This is a genomic window from Verrucomicrobiota bacterium (genome assembly GCA_019247695.1).
Classification (GTDB): domain Bacteria; phylum Verrucomicrobiota; class Verrucomicrobiia; order Chthoniobacterales; family JAFAMB01; genus JAFBAP01.
In genome coordinates this window covers 18,788-42,348 of sequence record JAFBAP010000116.1, presented here as the reverse complement: position 1 = coordinate 42,348, position 23,561 = coordinate 18,788, and the positions used below count along the sequence as shown (strand labels likewise).

Annotated in this window: 23 protein-coding genes and 1 pseudogene; 12 read left to right on the top strand and 12 right to left on the bottom strand. The window is 59.8% G+C overall.

Features of this window, described 5'->3' with window-relative positions; all coding sequences use genetic code 11:
- Positions 1 to 119: 119 nt before the first annotated feature.
- Positions 120 to 401, bottom strand: a complete 282-nt coding sequence (locus JO015_13865) for an addiction module protein (protein MBW0000183.1) — start codon at positions 399 to 401, stop codon at positions 120 to 122.
- A gap of 56 nt (positions 402 to 457) precedes the next feature.
- Positions 458 to 718 (bottom strand): MarR family transcriptional regulator, encoded by a 261-nt coding sequence (locus tag JO015_13860; GenBank protein MBW0000182.1) that lies wholly within the window; start codon positions 716 to 718, stop codon positions 458 to 460.
- 630 nt (positions 719 to 1,348) lie between these two features.
- Here JO015_13860 and JO015_13855 point away from each other — a divergent pair.
- From JO015_13855 to JO015_13845, 3 genes are all read left to right on the top strand, one after another.
- Complete coding sequence (locus JO015_13855) at positions 1,349 to 1,969, top strand: Spy/CpxP family protein refolding chaperone (protein MBW0000181.1); 621 nt, start codon at positions 1,349 to 1,351, stop codon at positions 1,967 to 1,969.
- A 213-nt stretch (positions 1,970 to 2,182) separates the two neighbouring features.
- Positions 2,183 to 2,389, top strand: coding sequence for an AbrB/MazE/SpoVT family DNA-binding domain-containing protein (locus JO015_13850; protein ID MBW0000180.1), 207 nt, complete (start codon positions 2,183 to 2,185; stop codon positions 2,387 to 2,389).
- On the top strand, positions 2,386 to 2,760 hold the full coding sequence (locus JO015_13845; protein ID MBW0000179.1) for a type II toxin-antitoxin system VapC family toxin: 375 nt from the start codon (positions 2,386 to 2,388) through the stop codon (positions 2,758 to 2,760). The genes JO015_13850 and JO015_13845 overlap by 4 nt, the downstream gene beginning before the upstream one ends.
- 384 nt (positions 2,761 to 3,144) lie before the next feature.
- Here JO015_13845 and JO015_13840 read toward each other — a convergent pair whose 3' ends face one another.
- Positions 3,145 to 3,714 carry a sugar isomerase gene (locus tag JO015_13840; protein ID MBW0000178.1) on the bottom strand — a complete coding sequence of 190 codons (570 nt, stop codon included), beginning with the start codon at positions 3,712 to 3,714 and terminating at the stop codon, positions 3,145 to 3,147.
- Positions 3,715 to 5,066: 1,352 nt separating this feature from the next.
- Between JO015_13840 and JO015_13835 the strand changes: the two genes are divergently transcribed.
- Positions 5,067 to 6,086 (top strand): hypothetical protein, encoded by a 1,020-nt coding sequence (locus tag JO015_13835; GenBank protein ID MBW0000177.1) that lies wholly within the window; start codon positions 5,067 to 5,069, stop codon positions 6,084 to 6,086.
- Positions 6,087 to 6,186: 100 nt separating this feature from the next.
- Here the strand turns inward: JO015_13835 and JO015_13830 are convergent, their stop codons facing one another.
- The 3 genes from JO015_13830 to JO015_13820 form a co-directional block, all read right to left on the bottom strand.
- On the bottom strand, positions 6,187 to 6,471 hold the full coding sequence (locus JO015_13830; protein MBW0000176.1) for an HU family DNA-binding protein: 285 nt from the start codon (positions 6,469 to 6,471) through the stop codon (positions 6,187 to 6,189).
- 81 nt (positions 6,472 to 6,552) lie between these two features.
- A complete protein-coding gene (locus JO015_13825) occupies positions 6,553 to 7,203 on the bottom strand; it encodes a hypothetical protein (protein MBW0000175.1) in 651 nt (216 codons plus the stop codon).
- Positions 7,184 to 7,405, bottom strand: a complete 222-nt coding sequence (locus JO015_13820; GenBank protein MBW0000174.1) for a DUF2188 domain-containing protein — start codon at positions 7,403 to 7,405, stop codon at positions 7,184 to 7,186. The genes JO015_13825 and JO015_13820 overlap by 20 nt, the downstream gene beginning before the upstream one ends.
- Positions 7,406 to 7,666: 261 nt before the next feature.
- Between JO015_13820 and JO015_13815 the strand changes: the two genes are divergently transcribed.
- The 3 genes and pseudogenes from JO015_13815 (at position 7,667) to JO015_13805 (ending at position 9,314) form a co-directional block, all read left to right on the top strand.
- The gene (locus JO015_13815; GenBank protein ID MBW0000173.1) at positions 7,667 to 8,221 is read left to right on the top strand and encodes a hypothetical protein; all 555 of its coding nucleotides are present in this window, start codon (positions 7,667 to 7,669) and stop codon (positions 8,219 to 8,221) included.
- Between the two features lie 178 nt (positions 8,222 to 8,399).
- A pseudogene (locus JO015_13810) lies at positions 8,400 to 8,828 on the top strand (DUF5069 domain-containing protein).
- A gap of 36 nt (positions 8,829 to 8,864) precedes the next feature.
- A complete protein-coding gene (locus tag JO015_13805) occupies positions 8,865 to 9,314 on the top strand; it encodes a DUF5069 domain-containing protein (protein ID MBW0000172.1) in 450 nt (149 codons plus the stop codon).
- Between the two features lie 166 nt (positions 9,315 to 9,480).
- On the opposite strand, the gene JO015_13800 is transcribed toward JO015_13805, so the two are convergent.
- The 3 genes from JO015_13800 to JO015_13790 all read right to left on the bottom strand — a co-directional run bounded on the left by JO015_13800 (position 9,481) and on the right by JO015_13790 (position 12,037).
- On the bottom strand, positions 9,481 to 10,131 hold the full coding sequence (locus JO015_13800; protein MBW0000171.1) for a matrixin family metalloprotease: 651 nt from the start codon (positions 10,129 to 10,131) through the stop codon (positions 9,481 to 9,483).
- 28 nt (positions 10,132 to 10,159) lie between these two features.
- Positions 10,160 to 10,765, bottom strand: a complete 606-nt coding sequence (locus JO015_13795) for a hypothetical protein (GenBank protein ID MBW0000170.1) — start codon at positions 10,763 to 10,765, stop codon at positions 10,160 to 10,162.
- 510 nt (positions 10,766 to 11,275) lie between these two features.
- Positions 11,276 to 12,037 (bottom strand): Sir2 family NAD-dependent protein deacetylase, encoded by a 762-nt coding sequence (locus JO015_13790; GenBank protein ID MBW0000169.1) that lies wholly within the window; start codon positions 12,035 to 12,037, stop codon positions 11,276 to 11,278.
- A 639-nt stretch (positions 12,038 to 12,676) separates the two neighbouring features.
- Between JO015_13790 and JO015_13785 the strand changes: the two genes are divergently transcribed.
- From JO015_13785 to JO015_13775, 3 genes are all read left to right on the top strand, one after another.
- Entirely contained in the window at positions 12,677 to 12,895 is a 219-nt protein-coding gene (locus JO015_13785) for a hypothetical protein (protein MBW0000168.1), read from the top strand.
- Between the two features lie 360 nt (positions 12,896 to 13,255).
- A complete protein-coding gene (locus JO015_13780; protein ID MBW0000167.1) occupies positions 13,256 to 13,567 on the top strand; it encodes a hypothetical protein in 312 nt (103 codons plus the stop codon).
- Between the two features lie 119 nt (positions 13,568 to 13,686).
- Complete coding sequence (locus JO015_13775; GenBank protein ID MBW0000166.1) at positions 13,687 to 13,893, top strand: hypothetical protein; 207 nt, start codon at positions 13,687 to 13,689, stop codon at positions 13,891 to 13,893.
- Positions 13,894 to 13,973: 80 nt separating this feature from the next.
- Here the strand turns inward: JO015_13775 and JO015_13770 are convergent, their stop codons facing one another.
- Positions 13,974 to 14,453, bottom strand: a complete 480-nt coding sequence (locus tag JO015_13770) for a CDP-archaeol synthase (GenBank protein MBW0000165.1) — start codon at positions 14,451 to 14,453, stop codon at positions 13,974 to 13,976.
- A gap of 591 nt (positions 14,454 to 15,044) precedes the next feature.
- Between JO015_13770 and JO015_13765 the strand changes: the two genes are divergently transcribed.
- Both JO015_13765 and JO015_13760 read left to right on the top strand, forming a co-directional pair.
- A complete protein-coding gene (locus tag JO015_13765) occupies positions 15,045 to 18,524 on the top strand; it encodes a DEAD/DEAH box helicase (GenBank protein MBW0000164.1) in 3,480 nt (1,159 codons plus the stop codon).
- Positions 18,525 to 19,350: 826 nt separating this feature from the next.
- Positions 19,351 to 20,199 (top strand): glycoside hydrolase family 16 protein, encoded by an 849-nt coding sequence (locus JO015_13760; GenBank protein ID MBW0000163.1) that lies wholly within the window; start codon positions 19,351 to 19,353, stop codon positions 20,197 to 20,199.
- A 33-nt stretch (positions 20,200 to 20,232) separates the two neighbouring features.
- On the opposite strand, the gene JO015_13755 is transcribed toward JO015_13760, so the two are convergent.
- Together JO015_13755 and JO015_13750 are read right to left on the bottom strand one after the other, a co-directional pair.
- Positions 20,233 to 21,036 (bottom strand): hypothetical protein, encoded by an 804-nt coding sequence (locus tag JO015_13755; GenBank protein ID MBW0000162.1) that lies wholly within the window; start codon positions 21,034 to 21,036, stop codon positions 20,233 to 20,235.
- Between the two features lie 260 nt (positions 21,037 to 21,296).
- Entirely contained in the window at positions 21,297 to 23,468 is a 2,172-nt protein-coding gene (locus JO015_13750) for a glutamine synthetase III (protein MBW0000161.1), read from the bottom strand.
- Positions 23,469 to 23,561 lie beyond the last annotated feature (93 nt).

Here is a 23,561-nt window from a genome sequence, read left to right as displayed (position 1 = left end):
AAAGCCACGTCCAAATGTCGCGTGAAAATCGCACCCCGGCCCACCTGATACTCCTTGTAAACGTTGTAGGCCTGCTGGATATCGATGTAGGCGGAGAGGAGAAAGATGAGCTCAGCCATCTACCGGGAGCCGAGAATGCGCTCCTTAATGGCTTCCCACGTGGTTACCTGTGACGGGCCGTTGCGGTAATCCTCCATGCGCCGGTCAAGCTCGGCCAAATGCTCCGGTGAGACTGGCGCGTCAGCCGGGTGGGCGGCCAAGTCGTCCCATAGCTCCGTAACCAGGGCGAGCTTCTCCGCAGGCGAAAGGCGCCGGAGCGCGGGATACCGCTCAAGGATCATCCGTGCAAAATAGTCATTCATTCCGATCGGTTCAAATAAATAGCCCGGTAGCTCACCCATCACCGCCCTGCTTTCATTTCACCATCTCGCGTTCATTGAGGATGCTCGAGGTCGGATCAACGCAGAATTGGCAGCGATTCGGGAGCAATCAGTACTTCGATGCTGCGAGCGACGCCGGGTCGCCGTCGAATCAGCCCCGCGCGCTCCAGGGTCAGGATCATCTGGTGAACAGTCGGCGGGCTGACGCCGAAGTGGCGCTGCATGTCGGCTTCGGCTGGCGGCCGCCCCATCACGCGCGTGTAGGCGTAGATAAACGCCAGATACTGCCCTTGCTTGGGCGTAAAGCGGGGCGCATCAGGAGAAGACGAAGGGACCATGGGGCGGGGTTTGGCTCCGGGTGGCCTCCAGGCGGCCCGCAAAGAGTGTAGCACCTGCAAGGGTGTGATACCATTCAGACAGTTTCTCGGTAGAATGTCGCTCAGGGGGTGTCGGCGCCGGAGGATGCTCCGTAGCTGGTTGAATCGGTCATACACCATTCAGACAGTTATCTTGGTGGAATTTCGAGCGGGTTTCAGCCCCGAAGGGGCGTTTGATGGCCTGAAGGGCCAAAAGAACCTAGCCCAGGGTTTACCCTGGGTGACCGTCAAATCACGATCGCCTAGACCCGTTATACAGTCTAATAGGTATAAAGCCGGCAGGGCACCTGGGAAGGCAGTCAAGATTTTATCTTCATGGCCGTCGAAATGGTATGAAGCTACCCGGCACCTTTGAGTCGCTCATAGGGACAGGTCCGAACGGCGGCCGGTAAGCGACCTGTCCCCATGCCACGAATAACCCCATTGGGGACAGGTCCGTTTCGGCCCCTCATGCAGCCTGTTTCAACGCACCGGCTGGGACCGGGTGTCAGGCAACGTCCAAGGAGCACTGGCGGAGCGCGCCCGGATGGTGCTCAGCAGCCTTGGTGAAAAGTTCGGAATCTTCATCGGGGGTGTGTACCTTGAGGCTAAATGGTCACTCCTTTGTTTAAACGCGAGCGTTTGGGCGTCGTTTGTGCGGCGCTCCTTTTTTTAACCGTGGGCGGACGGGCGCAGGAAGCGCCACCGCCCCCGCAGGGGCCGGCCGAGACGCCGCCTGCGGTCGAACCGGGCGGGGGGCAAGGCGTTCCGGAGCAGCCTGAAGGCCAAACTCCCGGCGGGCCCCGGCGGCCGCGGGGCGGGCCGGGAGGACCGCCGGGGCCCGGACACGGCAATTTGGGCGGGGGGTTGGGAGGCGCGCCCTTTTTGGAAGGGTTAACCTTGACGGACGCCCAGCGCCCGGAGGTACGGCGGATTCTCGCCGGCGCCCGGCCGGGACTTCGGCAAGCCCGGTTGGCCGTTTTGAAAGCGCAGGAAGCTTTGCGCCAGGCAGTGCTGAACAACCCGGATGACGCGCAGGCAATCGGGTCGGCCGGCCAGGCTTTGGGTTCGGCCTTCGCAGCCCAAGAAGTGCAGCGCGCGAAGCTTGAGGCGAAGATGGAAGCCTTGTTGACCCCGGATCAAAAGACGGAGTTGGCCCAGCGGCGGGCCGCCGCACGCGCGCGGGTTCAGGCGTTGATCGATCGCCTTTCTTCCGGGGCGCCGGAGCGTTGAGGACATCCCCGGGGTTCATAAGCGTTGAATAAGGCTCAGCGAGACCTCGGTCGCCTGTTCAAGTCGAACCCCGCCTCTTCGAGCGGCCAAGAGAGAGTAATCACCTACGATCCGGTATGCGCCCTGGCCGGCCGCCGGCTCCGGAATGGCCGTCGATGGCCATGGTAGAACGCGTATTGCATCGATAAGAAGGATGATTAACCTTCTGCGAACGTGGCAACGGTGACTTTATCGTCGAAATTTCAAGTCGTTATCCCGCGTGCGGTTCGTGCCCGACTTGGATTGCGGCCGGGCATGAAACTCCAGGTAATCGAGTATAACGGCCGTGTGGAATTTCTACCCCTGCGTAAGCCGGCGGAATTGCGTGGTTTTCTAAAGGGCCTGGACACCACTATCGAGCGCGACTCGGACCGGCTATGAATGTAGTAGATTCCTCGGCTTGGCTCGAGTACCTCACCGGCTCGGAGTGGGCGGAACGCTTTGCCGAGCCCATTGAGAAAACGGCCAGCCTGATCGTGCCGGTCATCGTCATCTACGAACTGTTCAAGAAAGTTTACCGGGAGCGGGGTGAGGATGCCGCACTCGAAGTGTACGGGCTGCTGGCGCAAGGCACAGTCGTGGATATCGAGCCACCCTTGGCATTGGCCGCTGCGCGCATCCCGCTTCCTCTGGCTGATAGTCTGATCTACGCTACCGCGCAGCTCCACCGGGCAACGTTGTGGACTCAAGATGAGCACTTTCAGGGAATGGCTGGCGTGAGGTACTTTCCCAAAGGGAAGGAAGAGAAATAAAATAAGGGAATAGGAACCGGTGCGCCCGTCCGCCAACCGGCGAAAACTCGCCTGCTCGCGCAGAGGCAAGCGGTAAGTACCTTGCCGCTACCCCCGCAGCCGGGGCTGCGCTTTTCACCTGAGCGCGGCCATTCGCACCGGAATCCGGCCTCAAAGGAAACGGAAACACGGGTAGGTTCATCTCGGGGTTAGCCGGTCCCTCATTAAAGATGCAAATAAGATGCAAATGACGTCACATCGGGGGCGGCCCGTTAAGTGACTCCCCTTTCGCTTCGGTTGATTCCCATGCGGCGCTTACGGTGCCCCGTAGAGTTGCCGGCCGCCGGCTTGCCGCACCCGTTTCAGCCTGCGCTCATGTGATTTGATCCGGTTCACGGCTTGGGATCAGGCGAATGAATGGGGGAGTCCTTCAAGGTTAGTATGGTTCTCCTGCATCGCTTGCGGCGATACCCCTTTTCGTTCCATCAGCAGCATCACGACGATGTCGGTGAACAGAACGAGCGCCTGCTCAAGCAACGAAGCCATCGGTTGGATCGAGGGCACTTCCTGCGGTCCCCCGAAGATTTGTCCGGGCACGCGGACGCAAAGGTCCGCGAGTTGTCCGTGCTCATTCTCCGGGTGAGCGGTGAGCAGGACGATTCTCGCACCGGCTGCCTTGGCCAGGCGAACGACGTTCAGTTCGACGTTTGTCACCGCGCAATGGTCGATGAGTAAATCTCCCGGACCGATTCGCGGGCTCGTCGTGTCGTAAACGATGTAAGTGTCGATTCCCATGTGCTTGAGTCGCATGGCGAAGGCCCGGACCGAGAGTTGCATGCGCCCCATGGCGTAGAGGTGGACGGTTTTTGCCTGGAGTATCTCCTGGATAAAGCGATCAACGTCCTCGGGATTGACGGCCTCAAGAACCTGCCGGTTCTCGTCGAGGACCTTGGTGATAAGGGTTTGGTAGTTCATGGTTGGAAGGCGGTCATCGGGTGGCTCTGGTCTTTGCATCGTTTCGGGCGCGGCCGGCAATTCGTCCGTTGCCGGATCCGAGGCACTGCGTAGCATGGTCGCATGGTCGTCGAGCTACTGACAGGCGAAGAAGCGTTGCGGGCGTTGGCGCCGCTGCTTCGTCCGGAGCGGACTGCCGATGGGTTGAAATTTTCGTCCGGCGCGATGACGGTACCGCCTACGAAGCGGTCCCGCGGAGCCGGCGGTTGCCGGACCTCGACGTTGCGCTGCTCGAACGTTGCGTGGCTATCCGTTCATGGCAGCAGGCCCGGCGTGCATTTCGCACCGGTTTGGAAACCGGCCATTGACTTCTTGGCTTCAGGCCGCTCTCCTGACATTCTCCGCGCCCTTGGTACGGAACGCGATACGGCTTGAACTGATACCATTTCGACGGCCATTGAGGTAAAATCTTATTTTCCTTCCCAGGTACCCTGCCGGCGTTACACCTATTAAACCGTATAAACGGTCTGGGCTCAACGGGCCGGAAGGCGATCTGATGGCCTGAAGGGCCAAAGGAACTTAGCCCAGGTTTCCACCCTGAGAAGGCGTTTCCCCCCCGAATCAGCCCTCCTAAGACGTCACGCCTGTACGCCCTCCCTAACAAACACCCGCCCCGCCGGGTTGGATTTGCTGAAGGGGCGGCAGAACCCGTGAGCCACGCCTTCTGCCGCCCTTCAGGGCTCGATCGTGATTTGACGGTTACCCAGGGTAAACCCTGGGCTAAGTTCCTTTGGCCTTTCAGGCCATCAGATCGCCTTCCGGCCCGTTCGGCCTAAGAGCGATTCAACCAGCTACAGGGCATCTTCCGGCGCCGACACCCCCTGGGCACGCCAACAGGGACAGGCCCCAAGGCCGCGCCGAAAACAGGGACAGGTCACAACACGCATACTGATGGGGACAGGTCGCGTGCCACAGGGACAGACCTCAAGGGTGCGCCGATGGGGACAGGTCGTAAGTGCCCCCGAAACACCTCGACAGAAACAGGGACAGGTCTCGAAGGCGCCAGGTCAGGCCCGGGCCGAAAGGGACAGGCCCGCAAGGAAAGGGGACAGGTCCGCCTTGTGCCCGCCTTACCCACGCCGGACCCGCCCTGACGCGCTCGGTGTCCTGGCGACAAGCCTTCGCCAAAACCACTGCCGGCCCGAGGACGTTCCTGCCCCGAAACGCGCCCCCGGGTGGCTCGAGCGGGGACAGGTCCGGGGGGAGAGAGAACACGGACCTGTTCTGGCTGCACGCCTGGGTCACGCCCAGGACCGGTCTCGTTGCTCCGGCCCGCAAGGCGCGTAAGCTGATGCCGGCCCAAAAGGATCGAGATGAAAATTTCCGAACTGCGCACCCTGCTCGAACGCATGTCGCCGGACGATACGAAGCGTGTCCTGGTGGAAATTTACCGGGCGTTGCCTCCTAAAACGCGAGAAGGCTTAGGCATCGACGAACTGCTGAATAACCCCACCGCCGCCGGTAGCCGCACCAAGCAGGCCAAGGCTCAAGCGCAACCGGTAGACATTGATGCGCTCGCCGCGGAACTCGAACAGTTTTTAAGCGATGCTTACGCGCAGAACTATTTCGCCCCCAACCGGCACGTGCCCAAATCAGAACGGCCGAAATGGCGTTTCAAAGCCAAGCGCTTTTTCAAGGAGATCAATGCGGCCGTTAGCGACCGGACCAACCTTGAGCAAGCAAGCGATTTGCTCGAACGGCTGTACCGGATGCTCTGCTACGCGTGTGATTACGCGCTGTTCAACACCAATGATGCGTTTCAATCAGTGGGCATCACGCAAACGGAGTTTCTGGATGCTGTTCTGGGCTTGAAGGCGGAACACCTGGAGCTGCACGAATTTATCGGGGAGGGCCTGCGCCTCGTGATCGACAGTGAGTTAAGTCGCGAGACGCTCGGTTCCTACCTGGCACGAGTCTTGATCAATCGCCTGCGGACGCCGGAGAGCCTGGAACAGGCAATCGAACAGGCGGCGGGGCTGTATGCTCGACCCGACCCGGTCTCCGAAGAGGCCCCGGGCCGCCGGGCATGGGACGGGGCGCAGGCGTACCATTCTCGCGAGCAACGCAACCGATTGGCAGAGTTCGGCTTTCTGGCCTACGCGAAACTGTCCGACTACGAAAAAGCGATCGGTTTTCTGAGGCTCCACTACGCGGCAACCAACCAGGAAGTCCTCCTGTATGTGGTTCTGGATTGGCTACGCGCATTCGGCCAGAAAGCCCTCTGGATGCGCGAATACGAACAAGCGATCCAGACAGGCATCGAGCCGCGGCAAAGCCTGTCCCAGGCGTACCATCGTTTGAAAGCTCACGGGGAGCTTCCCAATTACTACTGATTACTGATCGAAGGACGACGGACAGGACGACAGCTCAAATCGGGCCGCTCCCAGGGACCCGTGACGAGGGACAGGTCCAAAGCCGGCTGATTTTCTCCAGCTACTTCGCAGGCCCGAGGATTGCCTCCTTGGCCATCTTGGCAAAGCGAAATTCGAGCACGGGCCCGGCCCGGATCTCAAACCTCTGCCTGGTCATGGGGTTAAGTGCCTCGCCGATCTTCCGCCGATGCTTGACCACTTTGCCAAGCCCGGGCAGAACCATTTGACCCTCCTCTCTGACCGTCTGATACGTGATGGCCGTGAGCGCATTGAGGAACACTGCGGCAGTCTTGGCGTCGGTCCCGGTCGCTGCGGCCAAGGCCTTTTGAAGTTTGGTGCTCGTCATCTCCGGGCAAAAGGTACTGCCTTTCCGGGGCTTGTCCCGGGTGGAACGTGCAACGGTTTCCTCTTCCTGCTGTCAATCCAATCACCCGATTATCAATGCCTGGCGGGCAACCACGTCCCGGACGTACCCGCGAAACTCCAGGAAGGTCAATGACTCCCGATCCTGGCCCGCCACTTCGAGCAGGCCGGGTAACAGCCGTTGAAAATGGCCGTAATCTTCCAGGATGCGATCGCGTCCCGGCAATCTGGCGCCCCTCGGGGCATGCTGGACAAGGAATTGCCGGACAGCGCGCACGGCCTCTTCCGGCTTTCCCAGGTGCGAGTCGACGTCCTGACCCGCGATATCCGAGATGACCCGTTGATATTGGTGAGGTTCACCCGACAAAATCAGGCACCGCTTCCGCCGTTGCCGTTTGGAGCCATACCGCTGCGCGCCGATGAACAAGCCAAGCTCGAAAGGCATGTTGAATCGCGGCAGGCTGCCCTGCGTGTCGACCCGGCTGAGATCGTGAATTCCAAGATCCGATTCCCCGATCATCTGCATGATCTTCTCGATCCGCACGACGTTACTGTCGGAATCTTCCATGGCGCATCGAACCAGGAACCCGCAACGGTGGACGGCGAACACCACCGCGTCGAATATGGGTTTGTACTCCGGGTCGAACGGGCAATTGACGAAAACCGCGTTCGATGCCGGCCGGGACGAACCCCGGTTATTCAACCTGGGCAGCATGCCCGGACTCGTGCACTAAAATCCCCACCTTATGCAAGGCAGCGCTTTTCCGTGCAGCGTCAAGGGCCTCTTCCCTGTGCCGGAACTTGAGGGAAGGTTCCCCCAAGCGGAAAACTTCCCAGCTGTTGTCGTCCTTAATCACCTGGACGGCTTCGACCGCCCGGCGAAACCGGGTGCGCGGTGATGGAAAGTTCGAATTCATAACCGATCGTTAAGACTGGATAAGGACCATTCTTACCGTACCAAAGTTTCCAGCGGGACACAACTGCCCACCGTGGTAGGCGCCGGCGCTCAGACCACGGCCGTGGATTCCGGACCACCGAACGAACCGCGGCGGCTCATCCGCGGCGGTGGCCAACGGCAATCCCCGTCTTTGGGTCCAGTTTTTCTGATTTGGCGCAGCAGCCGGGCGTGAAGCGTTCGCCGCGGTTGCCGCGCTCGAAAGTGTGTTGCACGATTTCGCATGAGTCCAAAACGTGCTCCCGAAGCTTTCGTTTCCAGCGCCTTGTTTGAAGTCGGCATGGGAACCGTCATCCTGAGTCGTTTCAAATCCGAAGGCCGGGTCGAATCCGGTGTTTTCCTGCTTGACGCCTTTTGTCTCGGCGTCAAGGACGCAACGTTTGTTCAGCTTGACGTCACGAGGTATGAAAAGCAGTTGTTAGAAGGTTATTCAGCCCAGGACCCGCTGGAACCTATCGAGCCGGCCTGTGCCCGGAAGTTAATTGAAGACGCCGTCCGCTACGCCGCCGGCCTCGGGTTCCAGCCTCATCCGGATTACAAGAGAGCCTGCCGTGTCTTTGGCGGAACCGATCCGAGTGCATGCACGCGCCAATTCGTCTTTGGTGACCAGGGCAAACCGAGTTACATCCAAGGCCCGAGCGATTCACCCCAACGGGTCGCCCGGATTCTGGAGACGTTGCGAACCCGCTGCGGCGAAGGCAACTTCACCTTCACGCTCCTCGATGACGATCTGCAGGATTTTCCCGATGACCCTGAATGGGATACGGAACCGGAATGATTCGCTCGCCGGCGACCGGCTGGATTTGAGTGCCTTTCTCGAGCCACCACTCACACGCCGGAAACTCGAGCTTCCTCGGAACGGAGCAGCGCGAATCGCCCTGATCCGTGCGAATGATGGTGACTGAACAGATCGCTTTGAGCAAAGTGCAAAGTGCAACGTCCTATACCAGAATACTATGAAAATCGACGGTTTGCGCAGCCCCTATGAGACGGTCGAAGGACTCGTTCACTTCGGCCGGATGATCGATAAGATCCGGCTCCACGCCGCCGGAAAACTACCGGCCGAGTATCAGGCTTTCTTAGGAGGAGCCAATCCTCACGGCTTTGACGCGCGCTGCTGCCGCTTGCTGCGGATCGATTATGCGGCACTAACCACCCAGGCTAAAAACGGCGCTACGGAGAACGAACTATTCCAATGGGCCTGCACGCAGGGACGCAAGCCGTCCGGCGAAGAAATCGAAATCTGGAACGCCTTCATGCAAAAGCGCGGCTGGCGCGATGACAGCTCCGGGCGCCTTCGTGAACGCCTGCAGCAAGCGCAAATAACGGATCGCGCCGCGCAGACTTTTTTCGACTGCATCGATGCTGATGAGGGCCGTCCGCTTCATTTTCCCAGCGATCCCGCCCCGCCGGAGGGACCCCTGCACGGTACGGTGGTCATCCCCGGCTTGCGCAGCCCGTACGAACGGGTAGGCGGCCTCGTCCATTTCGGCCGCATGCTCGACAAGATACGGATTTTTCCTCAAGGAAAGCTCCCGCCTGCCTGGGTGCAGTATAAAGGTGGCGCCCACGCCTTCGACGGGATCTGCTGTCGCTTTCTCCAGGTGGATTACCGCGTCCTGGAAGACGAAACCCTCAAAGGGAGAAGTGACGACGAAATGCTCGAGTGGACCTCAAAACACGGGCGCAAGCCCTCCGAAGAAGAAATTGAAATCTGGAACGCCTATATGTCCAAACGTTCCTGGCGCGACCCGCACACCCCACGGCTCCAATTCCGCTTACAGGAGGCGGGCCTGCCGGCCGAAGCTGCCCTGACCATGTTCGACTTTATTGACCTCGATGAAAACCGCCCATGCCGCTTTCGCGAATGATTCGCGCGCGCACGGCGGAGGGACGGCACTCGGCAATCGGTGCCGGCTGCCCGATGCCAACTCCAAAACTCCTCTTCCCGCCGTGTTTCGCCGTGTTCGCCGTGTGAACTCTTACGTCGTGCCCGCCCGATCCGCCCGCCGTGGTCGCCGTGTGACGTGGCAGGGCTTACGGTGTCCCGTAGAGGTGCTGGCCGCCGGAGATGTCGTCCGTGGTGAGGCTGTCGGTGTTGCTGATCGAGCTGTTCATGATCGCATTAACCACCTGACCGTTCTGGTCGGGGTGCGCCAGGCCGATCATGTGGCCGCTCTCATGGAGCGCCACCCTCCGCAGGTCCATGACCGGGTAGGTGAGGTTGCCGCGGTAGGAGTTCCACTTCCATCCGGGGTTGATCGCCGTGGAAGTTTGCGTCATCCGGTTGGGGTTGGACGACGGGTTGTAGTAGTAGAGGGTCAGCCCCAGGGTGTACTGACCTAAGGCATAGCCCTGGATCGTGCTGGAAAAGCCCACCTCATTAAGCCCGCTGGACATGGTGACGCCTTGGGCATTGGACCCCGTGACGGTATTAATCTTGAGGTTCTTCAGGTAGGAACTCCAGATCGCTTCGGCGTTCGCATAAACCTGGTTGTAGCTCGCCGAGCCGTCCGTGAGGGGGAACTTGGCCAGGTTGGCGCCCAGGCCGGCCTGCGACGCCGTGAGGTTCAGGTACACCAGCACGCTCGGCACCGCCCAACTGGGCCCTTCCAGCACATAGGCGCCGGCCGGCAACGCCGGCAAAACCGCCAGGGCCGCCATAGTCAGAATAAGGAGCTTTTTCATCGTGTAAAGGAAGGGGCCGCTGACTCCGTTACTGGTTGGCATAAACGCGGGCCAGGAATTGGGGGACCGTGTCGGCCGTGCGCAGGTAGTCGCGGGTGGTCAGGCCGGCCACCGCGGGGATGCGGCCGGCAAAGTCTTCGCGCCCGTTGACCGGTTGGCCCCAGTGGCGGAACACCCGATCGACGTTGCTTTGCTGGTCATGGACGACGCGCAAGGCCCCCTGGTCCAAGCCCAGGATCGGGCAGACAACGGCTTTATCGGGGGATTCAGAGAAGATGATGTAGCGTCCGCCGGGCTGGAACTGCGGTACGCCTTCGACGCTCAAGGATTGTTGGCCCACCTGGCCCCCGAGGAACTCCAGGGTGAAGGTCGGCCCCGGGTTGCCCTTGACGGCTTGGTTGACCTGGAAGGTGACTTTGGTGCGCAGGGTTTGTGCCCCGGAGGGGGTGGCCCAGAAGCACTGGACGCTTTGGACGGTGGCGTCGGCAATGAGGGCAGCGCTGTGGGTGAGTTGGGGCAGGGTGAGAGGGAGGGCCGAGGAGCCGTGCGCCTGGGGCAGGCTCAGGCTTGCGGCCGCCGCGACCGCGCCGGCCGCCACTGTTCTTCGTACATGTTTGAGAAGTTGATTAACCATGGTCCGAGTGTCTTTGGGATGGTCCGAAAAATGTTCGGCGGTTTTTCCGATCCGCCTCTCGGGTTTGCATGTCTGACACGGCTTAAACCGACAAGCAAGATGGAAAACCCCTCGCTTCAGTAAGGAAAGCATCGTGCCGTCTCAAATCCCCGTGCGCTGCTGCTATCCACTCCGCGTGTTCAACAAATGACTTTCGGCAACCGGTATCAAAGCTTTAATCCCAATGACCCGCTCCCAACGGCCCAGTCGGCAGGAGCAGGTTGAGGCCTGATACCATTTCGATGAGCAACGAGGCAAAATTCTGTCTTAGGCCAAACGGGCCGGCAGAAGGCGTCGCCCGCGGGTTCTACCACCCCTTCAGGGCTCATCATCATTTTACGGTTACCCAGGGTAAACCCTGGGCTAAGTTCTCCTGCCCATTCGCGGCTGAGACCCGGTTGAAATTCCACCAAGATAACCGTCTAAATGGTATGAGAACCGGGGACCGGGATCAAACATCCATTACAAACGTTACGAGCGGATCGCCGAATCGACCGCCGGCGGGAAAATGTTTGTGACCTCACCCTCCAGGCGCAGCGAAACGCAGCGTTCGCCGTCATGTTCGGTCGGGCCTCGATTGATGATAACGTAAGGTACTCCACGCCCCGCGGCCAGAAGCGGGAACGAAGCTGCCGGATATACCGAGAGAGTGGAGCCGAGTGCCACGACGAGGTCGGCCTTTTGCGCTGCATCGTATGCGCGTTCAAGCGTTGCCCGATCGAGACCCTGGCCAAAGCTGATCGTCGCCGGCTTCAAGAAGCCGCCGCAAGGGCACAAAGGGGGGTTGCGGTGAGCCTGAAAGTATTGGAAGTGCGGCTCAGGATCGCTTCGCTGGTGACAGCTTTGGCACTCAATCAACCGGTTTGTGCCATGCAATTCGACCAGGCGGCCAGGGCTGGTTCCAGCGTCTGAATGTAACCCGTCGATATTCTGTGTGAGCACGACGAGCAGCTTGCCCGCCTTTTCGAGTTCCACAATCGCATGGTGCACCGCATTCGGCTGGGCGCTGCGAAACAGTTCCCAACCTTCCAGTTTATAGTCCCAGTGCTCGATTCGCGCGGCCTCCGAGCTCATAAACTCGTCGTAGTACACCGGCTTGCGCCGGGTCCAGACGCCCTGCGGACCGCGAAAGTCCGGGATCCCGCTGCTGGTGGAGATGCCGGCCCCCGTGAAGATCAGTATCTGCCGGGCGCTTTTGAGATGCTCGACAAGGTCGTGGACCTTTCCATTCATGACAACGCGGGAACTTTAGCGGAACGCACCCCTTCAAACACGGCGGAGCCTCCTTCGCGAGACGCCCTGCAACGCCGCAGGCAGAAAAAAACGTTGGCGGCCATCCCCGATTACCTCAGGGAAGGAATGACATCTGCGCCGCCCCCTGTAGCCCCGGTTCCGCCGATGGGTCCGGCAGAAGAACCTGGGTTGCCGTTCGGGACTGCGGTTGGTGAATTCAAGCTCGATGCCGGCGGCGCGTGGTCGGTATGTGCCGGAACAGCCATGTCCTGGCTCGAGCATGATGCCAGCAGGAAAAGGGCACCGCCCACTCCGCCACGCAGAATCCGGGGAACCGCTCCATTCACGTTTGGACATTCGTTCCTCTGACGCTTTCCGGATGTGACTGGAGCAGGTAGAAACGGGGACAGGCCCGAAGGATGGGCCCCCTGTGCCGGCGGTCGGCTGGGGAAAAAGAGCGGGCTCCCGGGAGGTTGCAACCAGGAGCCCGCCGTTGTCTGCCGGAGCTTGGCACCCGCCAAGCGGGCTGTTATGCGCTTAGGTTACGCACGATTTGGTGAGCACGAGTCGTGCCAGTTGGCCGTCGGCGAACCGCCGCTCCTGGGACCGGCGGTCCGGCGCCATTCGCAAGGTGAAATCATGAATGATGAACGCGAAACCCGCAACGAGTTGGCAGAAGCCGATAGCCACCTGAAGCAAGCGGAAGCCCGGATAGTACAGCAGCAAAAACGGGTTGCAAAACTTGCCGCAGGCGGCCATGACACCGAGGAAGCAGAAAAGCTTTTAACCCGCCTTACTGAATCGCTGGAAACGATGTTGCAGCACCGGGAAATCATCCTCCGCAGAACTAGAAGGTAAGGGCTGCCGTCACGGGTCATTCGGTACCCTTTCGGTGCATTCTTGTGCGCGCTTACACCGGCATGGGTGCTCTGAAACGTCGCCCCGCTTACCGGCAGAGACCGATCGGCTCCGGTCTCACTGACGCGCCGCCATTTGCCCGGGATTGGGACGTCATTTCCCATTTCCGGTATGCCCGGCTGAGTTCAGGCGTACACCTTACCCGCGTGTCGCCATGGCATCGCCCATGCTTACGAAAACGTTCAAGGTGAGACGAAATGCCGATTCCTCATTGATGGATCACGCGGCATAACGGCAGATCCATGTTTTACCTGGTCAACCCAAAACCCGGATAAGACAGCCGGTCCAGGAAACTACCGTATGATAAACGCGGCAAGGCGCAAAATCGCGCGGCATGGCGCCTCGCCACGGGTACGCCGCTGGCCCGGTCTTGCTAAAGCCTGCATCGCGCATAACGAAAAAGAATCCTCCGCAGAACACGCAGAGAACGCAGAAAAGAAAGAAAACGTCCACAGATTACACAGATTGACACAGATTCAAAAGGCACCTCACGACGGCATCGGCGCCTCTTCATTTGTGGCATTCTTTGCCGCTCCGAACCCCGAACTCCGAACCCCGAACTCTTTCCTCTTCCCGCCGTGTTCGCCGTGGCTCGCCGTGTTCGCCGTGTGAACTCTTACGTTGTGCCCGCCTTTTCGCTGTGCCCGTGGTGTGACCGACACCCGACACCCGTTACCCGTTACCCGTTACCGCCACTTGGCATGGCGGGCAACTTTACCTAGATTGGAGGCATGCCGAATCGACCCCCTTCACGCGACGACCAAGCCTGGGAAATTTTTCTCGTCCTTTTGGGCCACAAACCTTACAGCTCGCTTCATCAACTTGTCGATGAGGCCTACAACGCGGCTGAAGCCTTCGAGAATTACCGTACTGAACAGGAGCCGTACCGGCAACCGGTGACAAAGAGGGCCAGGGTGAAAGCGCCGCCGGCTCTCTGAGTGGCGGCGGAAAGTTCGCGCACCATGACGGGCCGGCGGCTCGTTTGAGAGCTGGCGGCCCATCGAAGTGGACCGTCAGGTCAATAGGGGCGGTCCCGCAGGCGAAACTTGTAGAGCACCCGCGAGATCAGGATCTCACCGACGAAAAAGGTGAGGACCGTGACGACGGTGTCCACGCCACTCAACGAAAGCGCGCGGCGACAGGCCAGAAGTGGAAACAGGGATTCGGGCAACTGGTCCAGGCCGCTGGCCCGGCTGCTTGAAGGCAGCCGCATGCGGCGCTTTAAAAAGCTGGAAAACAGATCGCCTGACATGGCCAGTCCACCGACCAGCGCCCCGGTTTTCGGTTTCAGACCCACCAGGCATGCGCCGGCTGCGGTTGCCAGCACCGCGAGGAGGACGCCACGAAAGGTCTTGGACTTGCCGAACCAGGGTTCTCCATCGAGAAATCGGGCGCCGCTGTCGAGGGGACGCGAGAATCGATGGCCTAAGAATTTCTTCGCAAGCACGGGTGTGCCGTTCGCCAAGAGCAGTAGAAATAAAAGTCGTATAATCACCAGCGCCGCAAACCATTATGCGATCCGGGCGCGGTGTCGAGCCTATTGTCGGCGCCGGATGAGCGGTCCCGGCAAAGCCCGTAAGGCTGCTCCTCCCGCCAAAAATCCAGGCGGGCAAATCGTCAGGCCTCTTCGCCGTGCCTGGAGTCCCAGGATTCTTTTCTGTCCAGTTCTGACGGCCGCCTGATGCCTTCCAGTCTGAACGTCAGCTCCGCCCAGGCGAGGGCGTCAGCGCAAGACCGGCAAACGTTGCGCATTTGGATGGAGCTATGATGGGTTAGCTCGATTTCCTCCGACTCGCATAAAAAGCAAAAGCCTTCGGTAGGGAACGGTCGTTCGTGTGTGCTCGCGCTTAAGCCCATAAATGGCGGGCTCCTTTCTCGGAATCAACTCAGGTCTGAAGTTAACGGGTTAAACTATTGGTCTGGCATAACGTGGACAAAATTGCCGCCCACGGCCCGGCGGTCACCGAGGAGCAGTTGTTGTGCCATGTACCCGGCCTGGCTTGCCGGCCGCGCGGCTTGCTCCGGAGGTTGATCCGGAGTATGAACGACGCACGGACCTGACCCCCCGCGCGGTCCGCGATGGCGAACAGTGTTGACGACGATTAAAGATATCCCCTGGGATCTCAAAAGCCTGGAAACTGCGCGTTCCCGCCTGAGCCAGGGCTCGGCGCAGCGTGGAAAGGTTGTTTATGGCCAGGGACGGGTTGTTTCGTGCCGGGGCGACAAGAGCGGAACGGATTACAAGTTGGCCGTCCGGAAGGACAGCTCATACACCCGCGCCGCTTACCGGGTGGAACTAACCTACGCCAGGGGTTTTTGGACGTACTCTTGTGCTTGTTATAATTCGCCCGATTGCAAGCACATCTACGCGGCGCTGCTTCACCTGGAGAATGAGTGCAAAAACACGCACCCTGCGGCCCGTCCGCCTCCGGCCGGCTTTTTCGCGCTTTTCCCTGAGGGAAAAGCGTTCAGCAACCGGGAAAAGCAATACCTCGAGCGCCTGGAAAACCTTTACCATCGCCATCAGAGCCGATTGATCATTTACGGCCACGAACTCCAGGAGCTCATCCCTGGCTGGTCGCTCGGGCAATCCTGGCTGGAGCAGCATTTTGCGCCTGCCGGAAAACTTTCACGCCAGCAGTTCTGGCATTTTCTCGTCGATTTCCAACGGCAACGCGGTCTCACGCCGCCGGACTTCTTTGAAGCCCTGAACGACACCACGCCATCGCAGGACCTGATTGAAAACTGGAAGCACTCGCAGGAGGTCAGCGCATGGAACGCCCGGTTTGCACGTAAGGACCTGCCCCGTGGGGACCTTGATTTTCGGTGGGTCCTGCAAGGGGACTCCATCCACCTGGAAGTCCGTTTCCCGGCAGAACCGTTCCGGAAACTTCGCGGCGGAGAGCTCACCACGCTCACCGAGCAGTATCGTCATGCGCAGGTGCGCATGTGCGCCGGCGCCTTACCGCTGTTTTCCGAGCACGTCCATCGTTTCCCTTATCAACCCGAAGTTAACCTTAAGCTGACGCGCGTCTGCGGCGAGGCCCTTAACCGCCTGTTGCGTTTTCCTGACGTCCGGGAACGCTTCATCGTTAAAGACGGGCACCCGCCGGTCCTGACTGAGGACACTGTCCGGTGGCGCATGGACGAACCGGTTGAACGTCCCCGGTTTTACCGGTTTCAACTCCTGGTGAATGATGCGCCGGCGACCCAGCCGGTGTTAATCTTTCCGGGCGCGAATGCTCTTTATCTGATCGAGGACAGGCTGGCCAGCGGGCCGCCACCGCCTTTTCCCCTGGACAACGTCAGTTGCCTGCCGGCGACCGACGTACCCAAGGACGCCGTCGAGAGCGCTGACGCGATCGCTTACCTTTTGGCCTGCAACGCCGGCCTGCCCGAACGGTTGAACGCGCGTGTCAAGTGCAGGCAGCTGAGAGCCGTCGTGAACGGACGAGTCGACGTCGAACTATCCGGCGGGAAACCTGCAGCCTACTATTCGGTCGTCCTCAAAGATCCCGATACCGGCAAGACGGTTGCAACTTACAGAGAAATGGGTTGGGACTGCGATTTTCCCCAAATCGTCCGGAACGGCAAACAGTTTGTTTGCTATGAGCCGCCCAACCTGGCCTCACTGCATGAGTCCCTGGCGTCGCTGCCTGCCACGTTTGATTACCATCGTCAAAGCTGGCGGGTAAAAAATCCCAAACAATCCTTTGCCTTATTTGCGGAATGGGCCAGGAACCTGCCCCCTGAGGTCGAACTGGAGGTTGACGAAAATCTGGCCGGATTGCGTGAAGCTCCGCTCGAACTCGATATCGCCCTCGGTTGTTCCGAGGCGATTCGTGACTGGTTCGATCTGCGGCTGGCGCTCTCCGACGCAGAAATCGAATTGACTCCCGATGAGCTGAAGGCACTGCTCCGGGTTCGCGGCCAGACGGTCCAGTTGCCCGAGCATCGATACCGCCCGATTCGCGTTCACGTTGATGAGGAACTCGAGTCTCTCCTGGATGAGCTCGGGTTGACCCTGCCGGATCTGGCCGGTGATCCTCAACGTTTACACATCGGGCAACTGCAAGCCTTGTTAAAAGCTCGCCTGCTGCCGGAATCGATCCGTCCCCACCTGCAGCAACGGCTCAGCGAACTCCAGATCCAGGTGCGGCCGGGCGTGCCCGCATCCATTCAGGCTGCCCTGAGACCGTACCAGCGTACCGGCTTCCATTTTCTTGCGTTCCTCGCCACCAACCGGTTCGGCGGCATCCTGGCCGACGACATGGGCCTGGGCAAGACTGTGCAGGCGCTGACCTGGCTAGCGTGGCTTTTCGAGCCATCGGCCCCGGGTGGCGACGGCGGTCCGGCCCTGATCGTGTGCCCGAAGTCGGTGGTGGACAATTGGGTGGCGGAAGCGCATCGATTTTATCCGGGCCTCCCGATTTCTCGTCTTGAGAAAACCAAGCTCGATTCCATCAAACCTTCATTGCAGGTCCGTTCCGCGCTCGTCGTCAACTACACGCAACTGCGACTTTGCATCGCTGAATTAAAGCTGATCCACTGGTCGGCAAGCATTTTCGATGAGGGCCAGTACCTGAAAAACCCGCAGTCTCAGACGGCGCAGTCGGCGAGAGAACTGGTCGCTGACCACAAGGTGGTCCTGACGGGTACACCGATCGAGAACAGCCTGCTTGACCTGTGGAGCCTCATGCAGTGCGTGATGCCCGGCATGCTTGGAAGCCAGGCTCGTTTCAAGCGGACCTATATCGACGACGACGATCAGCTCTCGTGCCAGCGAGTGGCCCGGCGGATCCGGCCATTTCTGTTGCGCCGGACCAAGGAGGAAGTTGCCCCGGAGCTGCCGCCCAGGGTCGAAGAAGACATCCGCTGCGAGATGGAGGGAACGCAGCATCAGCTTTATCAGGCCGAACTGAAACTCGCCCGCCAGCAACTGCTGAATATCCGCAGCCATGCGGAGCTGGATCAGCATCGTTTTAATCTTCTCACCTCGCTACTCCGGCTCCGGCAGATTTGCTGCCATCCGGCGTTGATCGATAAAACGGCCGGCACGGAGACCAGCGCAAAGCTCGAAGCGCTTCTCGAAATGCTGGAACCGCTGCTGCAGGAAGGGAACAAGGTTCTGGTCTTCAGCCAGTTCGTCGACATGCTCGAGCTGATCGAGACGCAGATCAAGGCAGCCAAATGGACCTCGTTTAAACTTACCGGTGCAACCAGGCAACGAGCCAAGGTCATCGAATCATTCGACCGGCATGCCGGCGGGGCGGTATTTCTTATTTCGCTCAAAGCCGGGGGCGCCGGCCTGAACCTGGCCGCGGCCTCGTACGTTGTGCTCTATGATCCTTGGTGGAATCCGGCCGTTGAGGCCCAGGCAATCGACCGGACGCACCGCATCGGCCAAACCAGAACCGTTTTTGCGTATCGCCTCTTGATGCGCGAAACCATCGAAGACAAGATCCGCCAACTCCAAACCTACAAATCCGCCCTGGCCAAAAATGTCCTCGGTGAAGAGGGGTTTGCCCGCGCCCTCACGCTGGACGATTTCAAGTACCTCCTGGGGTGAAGGTCACACAGCGGCCACAGCGGGTGTGGCGGGCACAACGACAGAGTTCACACGGGCACACCGCGGGCACAGCGAAAAGGCGGGCACAACGACAGAGTTCACACGGCGAACACGGCGAGCCACGGCGACCACGGAGGGGAGAAGAATGCTACAAATGAGGGCTGCCGGTTAGGCACGCCGGGAATCTACGCCGTCTTTGCCCCGGAGCGGCGGCTGGCGGTAGTCTGGAATTTTAGGGCCGATTGCTCTCGCCGCCGCTCCGGGGTAAAGACGGCGTACTCCTTGCCAAGTGCCGAATTCAGGGTCGGGTGCCAAGTAATCCCCTCTTCCCGCCGTGGTCGCCGTGTGAACTCTTACGTCGTGCCCGCCTTTTCGCTGTGCCCGCCGTGTGACCGCACGCCGCAAATCTCTACTTGCGTGATCGACTCACATTTGCTCTGTTCGAATTGGAATGCAATCCGTGAGTCTTCCCCCCGGAGCGACACCGCTTGGAATCAGGGTGCGCGGTACATTCACGACCGGCGCAGGCGCGTTCTCGCCGGTTCTGTTCTGGTTCGACCGGTACTGCTTCGATTAACCTGCAGCTTCAGCATCACGGACTCTGCGGATCTGCCGGGTTTGTGATGCGATCGTGAGTCTTCGTAGTTGGCCGGCGCCAACTTGCGACGCCGCCCTGCATTTCCGGCGCCGGTTCTCGGGTGCGCGGCGCGTACTTACTCCCTCCCTCCCGTCTTTGCTCCAACCTAACTGTTGAACATTGCGGCTTTCGAACCGCCCCCCGAGCGGGGCTGAGACCTTAAACCGCCAATCAGATTACAAAACGTTTATGCGTAAGGAATTCCTGGTCGGGATCGTTATCCCCCTGATATTTGGTTCAGCTCAGTTTTCTTCAATTCAGGCGCAACCCCCGCCCGGGTACACCCTGGTTTTCGACGATGAGTTTGACGGGCCCCTTGACGTTGCCCCCGGCTCCGGCTGGGGTGACGGCAACACCCGTTACAAGTGGTATTGTCATACGCCTTACTGCGGCGATTTCGGTGACGCATACTTTTCCGGACCTGAGGACGGCAACGGGCCCAACGGGCAGCCGATGAGCCCGTTCTCCGTCAACAACGGGGTGCTTTCGATTACCGCCTGGATTGACCCGACCATCAACCATTGGCGCTCGGGGCTCCTCTCCAGCATGGACTGGTCGGGCAATCAGGGTTTTGCGCAGGCATTAGGTTATTTTGAGGTCAGGATGAAACTCCCGGACGGGGTAGGTCTCTGGCCGTCGTTCTGGCTGGACGGCGTGGCCCAACTGCAAAACCGCAATGTGCAAAATCCCGAGATCGATGTCCTTGAGGAATACGGGAATGGTCCCACGTGGGCCTATCAGACCATCCACGTCTGGAACCCGGACGGGAGCACCGCCTACTGGGCCATGGGTTGGGGCCAGGTAAGCGGCATGACGACTGATTACCACACCTACGCAGTTTTGGTGAACCCGGACTACCTGCACTTCTACATAGATGACGCCGAGGTCTGGACCACCCCGACCCCGCCGCAAATGACCCAGCCGCTGTACGTCATGGTCGATCTGGCGCTGGGGCATGGGCAGCCGGAGGACAGCACGCCGAACCCCAGCCAGCTCCTGGTGGATTACATCCGCGTGTACGCCCCGCCCGGCCAGTGAGGTAGAGGTGACGCTTGGAGTTGTCGAACCTGCTTAACCTCCAACCGCGCGCCGGTCAGCGACGTCGAGACGGGCAAGAAACGTGGACGGGTTCCGGAAGAGGGCGGGCAAATCCTGAAGGGACCTTTGCGCAAGCGGTCCTGGCTGGCGGCCCAGACCGGATTGCAGGTAGATGGCCAGGCGCGAGAGCTCGAATAAGTCCCGTGCGCGGTACCTTACCCAGGCCTCATCCGGACCGGCAAAGGCTCGCTCGGAACCTTCAAAGTCAATGAGAAAACTCTGGATGGGCCTGGTGCAGATAACCACGTTGTGCAGCTCAAGATCGCCGTGATAAAAGCGGTGCGCGTGGAGTTTCTCGACCTGTTCGAACACATCTGAAGCCAGTTGCCATAGCCCGATAAGAACGGCGGGGTGAGCCCGTTGCGCGATATCCAGGCAGCGTTCCGGCGGTTCCACACCGGTGAAGGGCGAAATTTTGCTTAACGGCTTTCCCGGCAGGAACATTGCCCGGAACGAGTTGCGGTCGAACCCGATTGGTTCCGGCGTGCCCAGGATTTGGGCGGCGGCACGGCTGTTTTCAAATTCGATTCGCAGATCCCCGTGGAACGTCCACGGATGGTACGATTTGACAAAATGAACAGGGTAGCGAGCCGCCAGCGGGAACTGGGCGCGAGCGCGTTTCCCTGCGATCACGAGTTCGCTGTGCACGAGTTCCCGGCCGTCCGGCCCGGTCTTTCGGGCGATCGAGTGGAGCGGGAAATCCTTTTCCGGCGGGTTGCTGACCAGAGAGAGAAGATTCTCGGCGAGCTCGACGCGGTGCAATGGTGAGAGCGGCACGCGCGTGTCGATTAAATCGCTATCTGGAGGCAAGTCAGCCAAAGCAACCCGGAGTCATGCCGCTGGCCGGCACGCGTTCTCACCATACCACAAATCAGCCGACGGGAAAACCCGTCGTGAGGACGAGAAACGCACCGGACGCGTGTGCGCGTGCCGATTATGACGAGCAGACGCAGGGGGGCATCCGTCTTCCAGACGCCCCCCCTGTTCACATTCGACAGGCCGCCCCGCCCTTGCTTGCGGCGTTATTTTTGCCTTCTTTACTTGATGAACAGCATTTCCTGATAGGTTGGCAGCGGCCAGAGATCGTCGGCGACGATTCCTTCCAAAGCGTCCGCTGCACTCCGCACCTCCTGCATGGCTGGCAGTACGGCATCCTTGAAGTGCTCTGCGTGCCCCTCAACGCTGCCGTTCGTCCCGTGCAGCGAAGCTTCCACTTTCGACACGCCGTCGAGGAGGGCTTTGATCAGGCTCGTCACTTTCTGTAGAACCGTGGTGTCCGGTTCCAAACCGGCCGCTTTCAATTTGGCCGCCGTATCCGCCAGTTCACCCTGATAACGGACGGCCGCCGGGTAGATGATGGTTTTGGCCATCTCGATCACGAGGTTTGCTTCAACGTTGACCGTTTTTATGTACTGTTCGTACGCGACTTCTTTACGGCTCTCGAGTTCACGCGCAGTCAGGACGCCGTACTTTTCAAAGGCCGCGATGGTGCCGGGCAGGGTATAAGCCGGCAAGGCGTCGACGGTCGTTTTGAGGTTGGGCAGCCCGCGATGCTCCGCTTCCGCGTGCCATTCCGGGGAGTAGTTGTTACCGTTGAAGATGACGCTGCCATGCTCGTCCATGATGTCTTTCAGCAGCTTCTGAATCGTTTCATTGAGCTTTTCCGGGCCCGCTTTCTCCAGTTCGGTGGCCAGAAAATCGAGGGATTCCGCCAGGATAACGTTAAGCGTCAGAATTGCGGGCCCGATGGATTGGCCGGCTCCGACCGCACGAAATTCAAACCGGTTTCCGGTAAAGGCAAACGGGCTGGTCCGATTGCGGTCTCCGGCATCCTTCGGCAGGGTAGGCAGTACGTCCACACCGATATTGAGTGAGGTCTTGGCCTTGCTGCTCTTCGCGCCGCCCGCTTTGATCTGCTCGAAAACGTCCGTGAGTTGATCACCGAGGAAGATAGAAATAATGGCGGGAGGGGCTTCGTTTGCGCCGAGGCGATGATCATTGCCCGCGCTGGCCACCACCGCACGAAGAAGTTTGGCGTGCAGGCTCACGGCCCGAATGACGGCGCCGCAAAGCACCAGAAACTGGGCGTTGGCGTGCGGGGTATCGCCAGGATCCAGCAGGTTACCCTGGGTCGCGTTGCCGAGCGAAAAATTCAGGTGTTTCCCGCTTCCATTTACCCCGGCAAATGGTTTTTCGGCCAGAAGACAGGCCAAACCATATTTTTCCGCCACCCTTTTCAGAAGCGTCATCACCAGTTGCTGGTGATCGGCCGCCAGGTTTGACGATTCGTACGTCGGGGCTACCTCGAACTGGCCCGGCGCAACTTCGTTGTGGCGGGTCTTGATCGGAATACCTAACTTGAAAAGTTCGCGTTCCACCTCGAGCATGAAAGCCAGCACCCGTTCCGGAATGGTGCCGAAGTAGTGGTCTTCGAATTCCTGACCTTTGGGCGGCTTCGCGCCAAACAGGGTCCGCCCGGCAGTCAGCAGATCGGGACGAGCATAGAAAAAATTCCGGTCAATCAGGAAATATTCCTGTTCCGGCCCGCCCGTGCTGGAAATATGCGCGATTTTCTCGTGGCCGAACAACTTCAGGATGCGGCGGGCCTGCCGGTCGAGAGCCTGCATCGCGCGCAGCAGGGGAGTCTTGCTATCCAGCACGTCGCCCGTCCAGGAGATGAAGGCCGTTGGAATGCAGAGGGTGGTTCCATTTGGATTTTCGAAAATATAGGCCGGGCTGGTAACGTCCCACGCAGTATACCCGCGCGCTTCGTACGTCGAGCGCAGGCCGCCGCTGGGAAAACTGGAGGCGTCGGGTTCGCCTTGAATCAAGGTTTTGCCCGAGAATTCCGTGATCGCACTGCCCAGCCCGTCGGGAGCGAGGAACGAATCATGTTTTTCCGCAGAACTGCCGGTGAGCGGGTAGAAGATATGGGCGTAGTGGGTAGCTCCCTTTTCAATTGCCCAATCTTTCATCGCGGACGCCACCACGTCGGCGACCGCGGGATCAAGTTTTGCACCGCTCTCGATTGTCTGGATAACGCTTTTAAAAACAGGTTTGGGCAAACGATCCTTCATCACCGCCGGGCTGAAGACGTTGCATCCATAAAGTTCAGTAATAAAGGTGCCACGGAAATCGACCGGCGTGGCCGAAGGTCTGAAAGTGCTCGCTGCACGGATGGCTTGTAGACGGGAAATGCTCGAACTCATCTGGCTTAAATCAATCAATTAATGTTGCTGCTTGGCCAAGGTGGTTGAAACGCAACCGGAGGAAGCTGAGTAGTCGACCCATAGGGCAAGCAG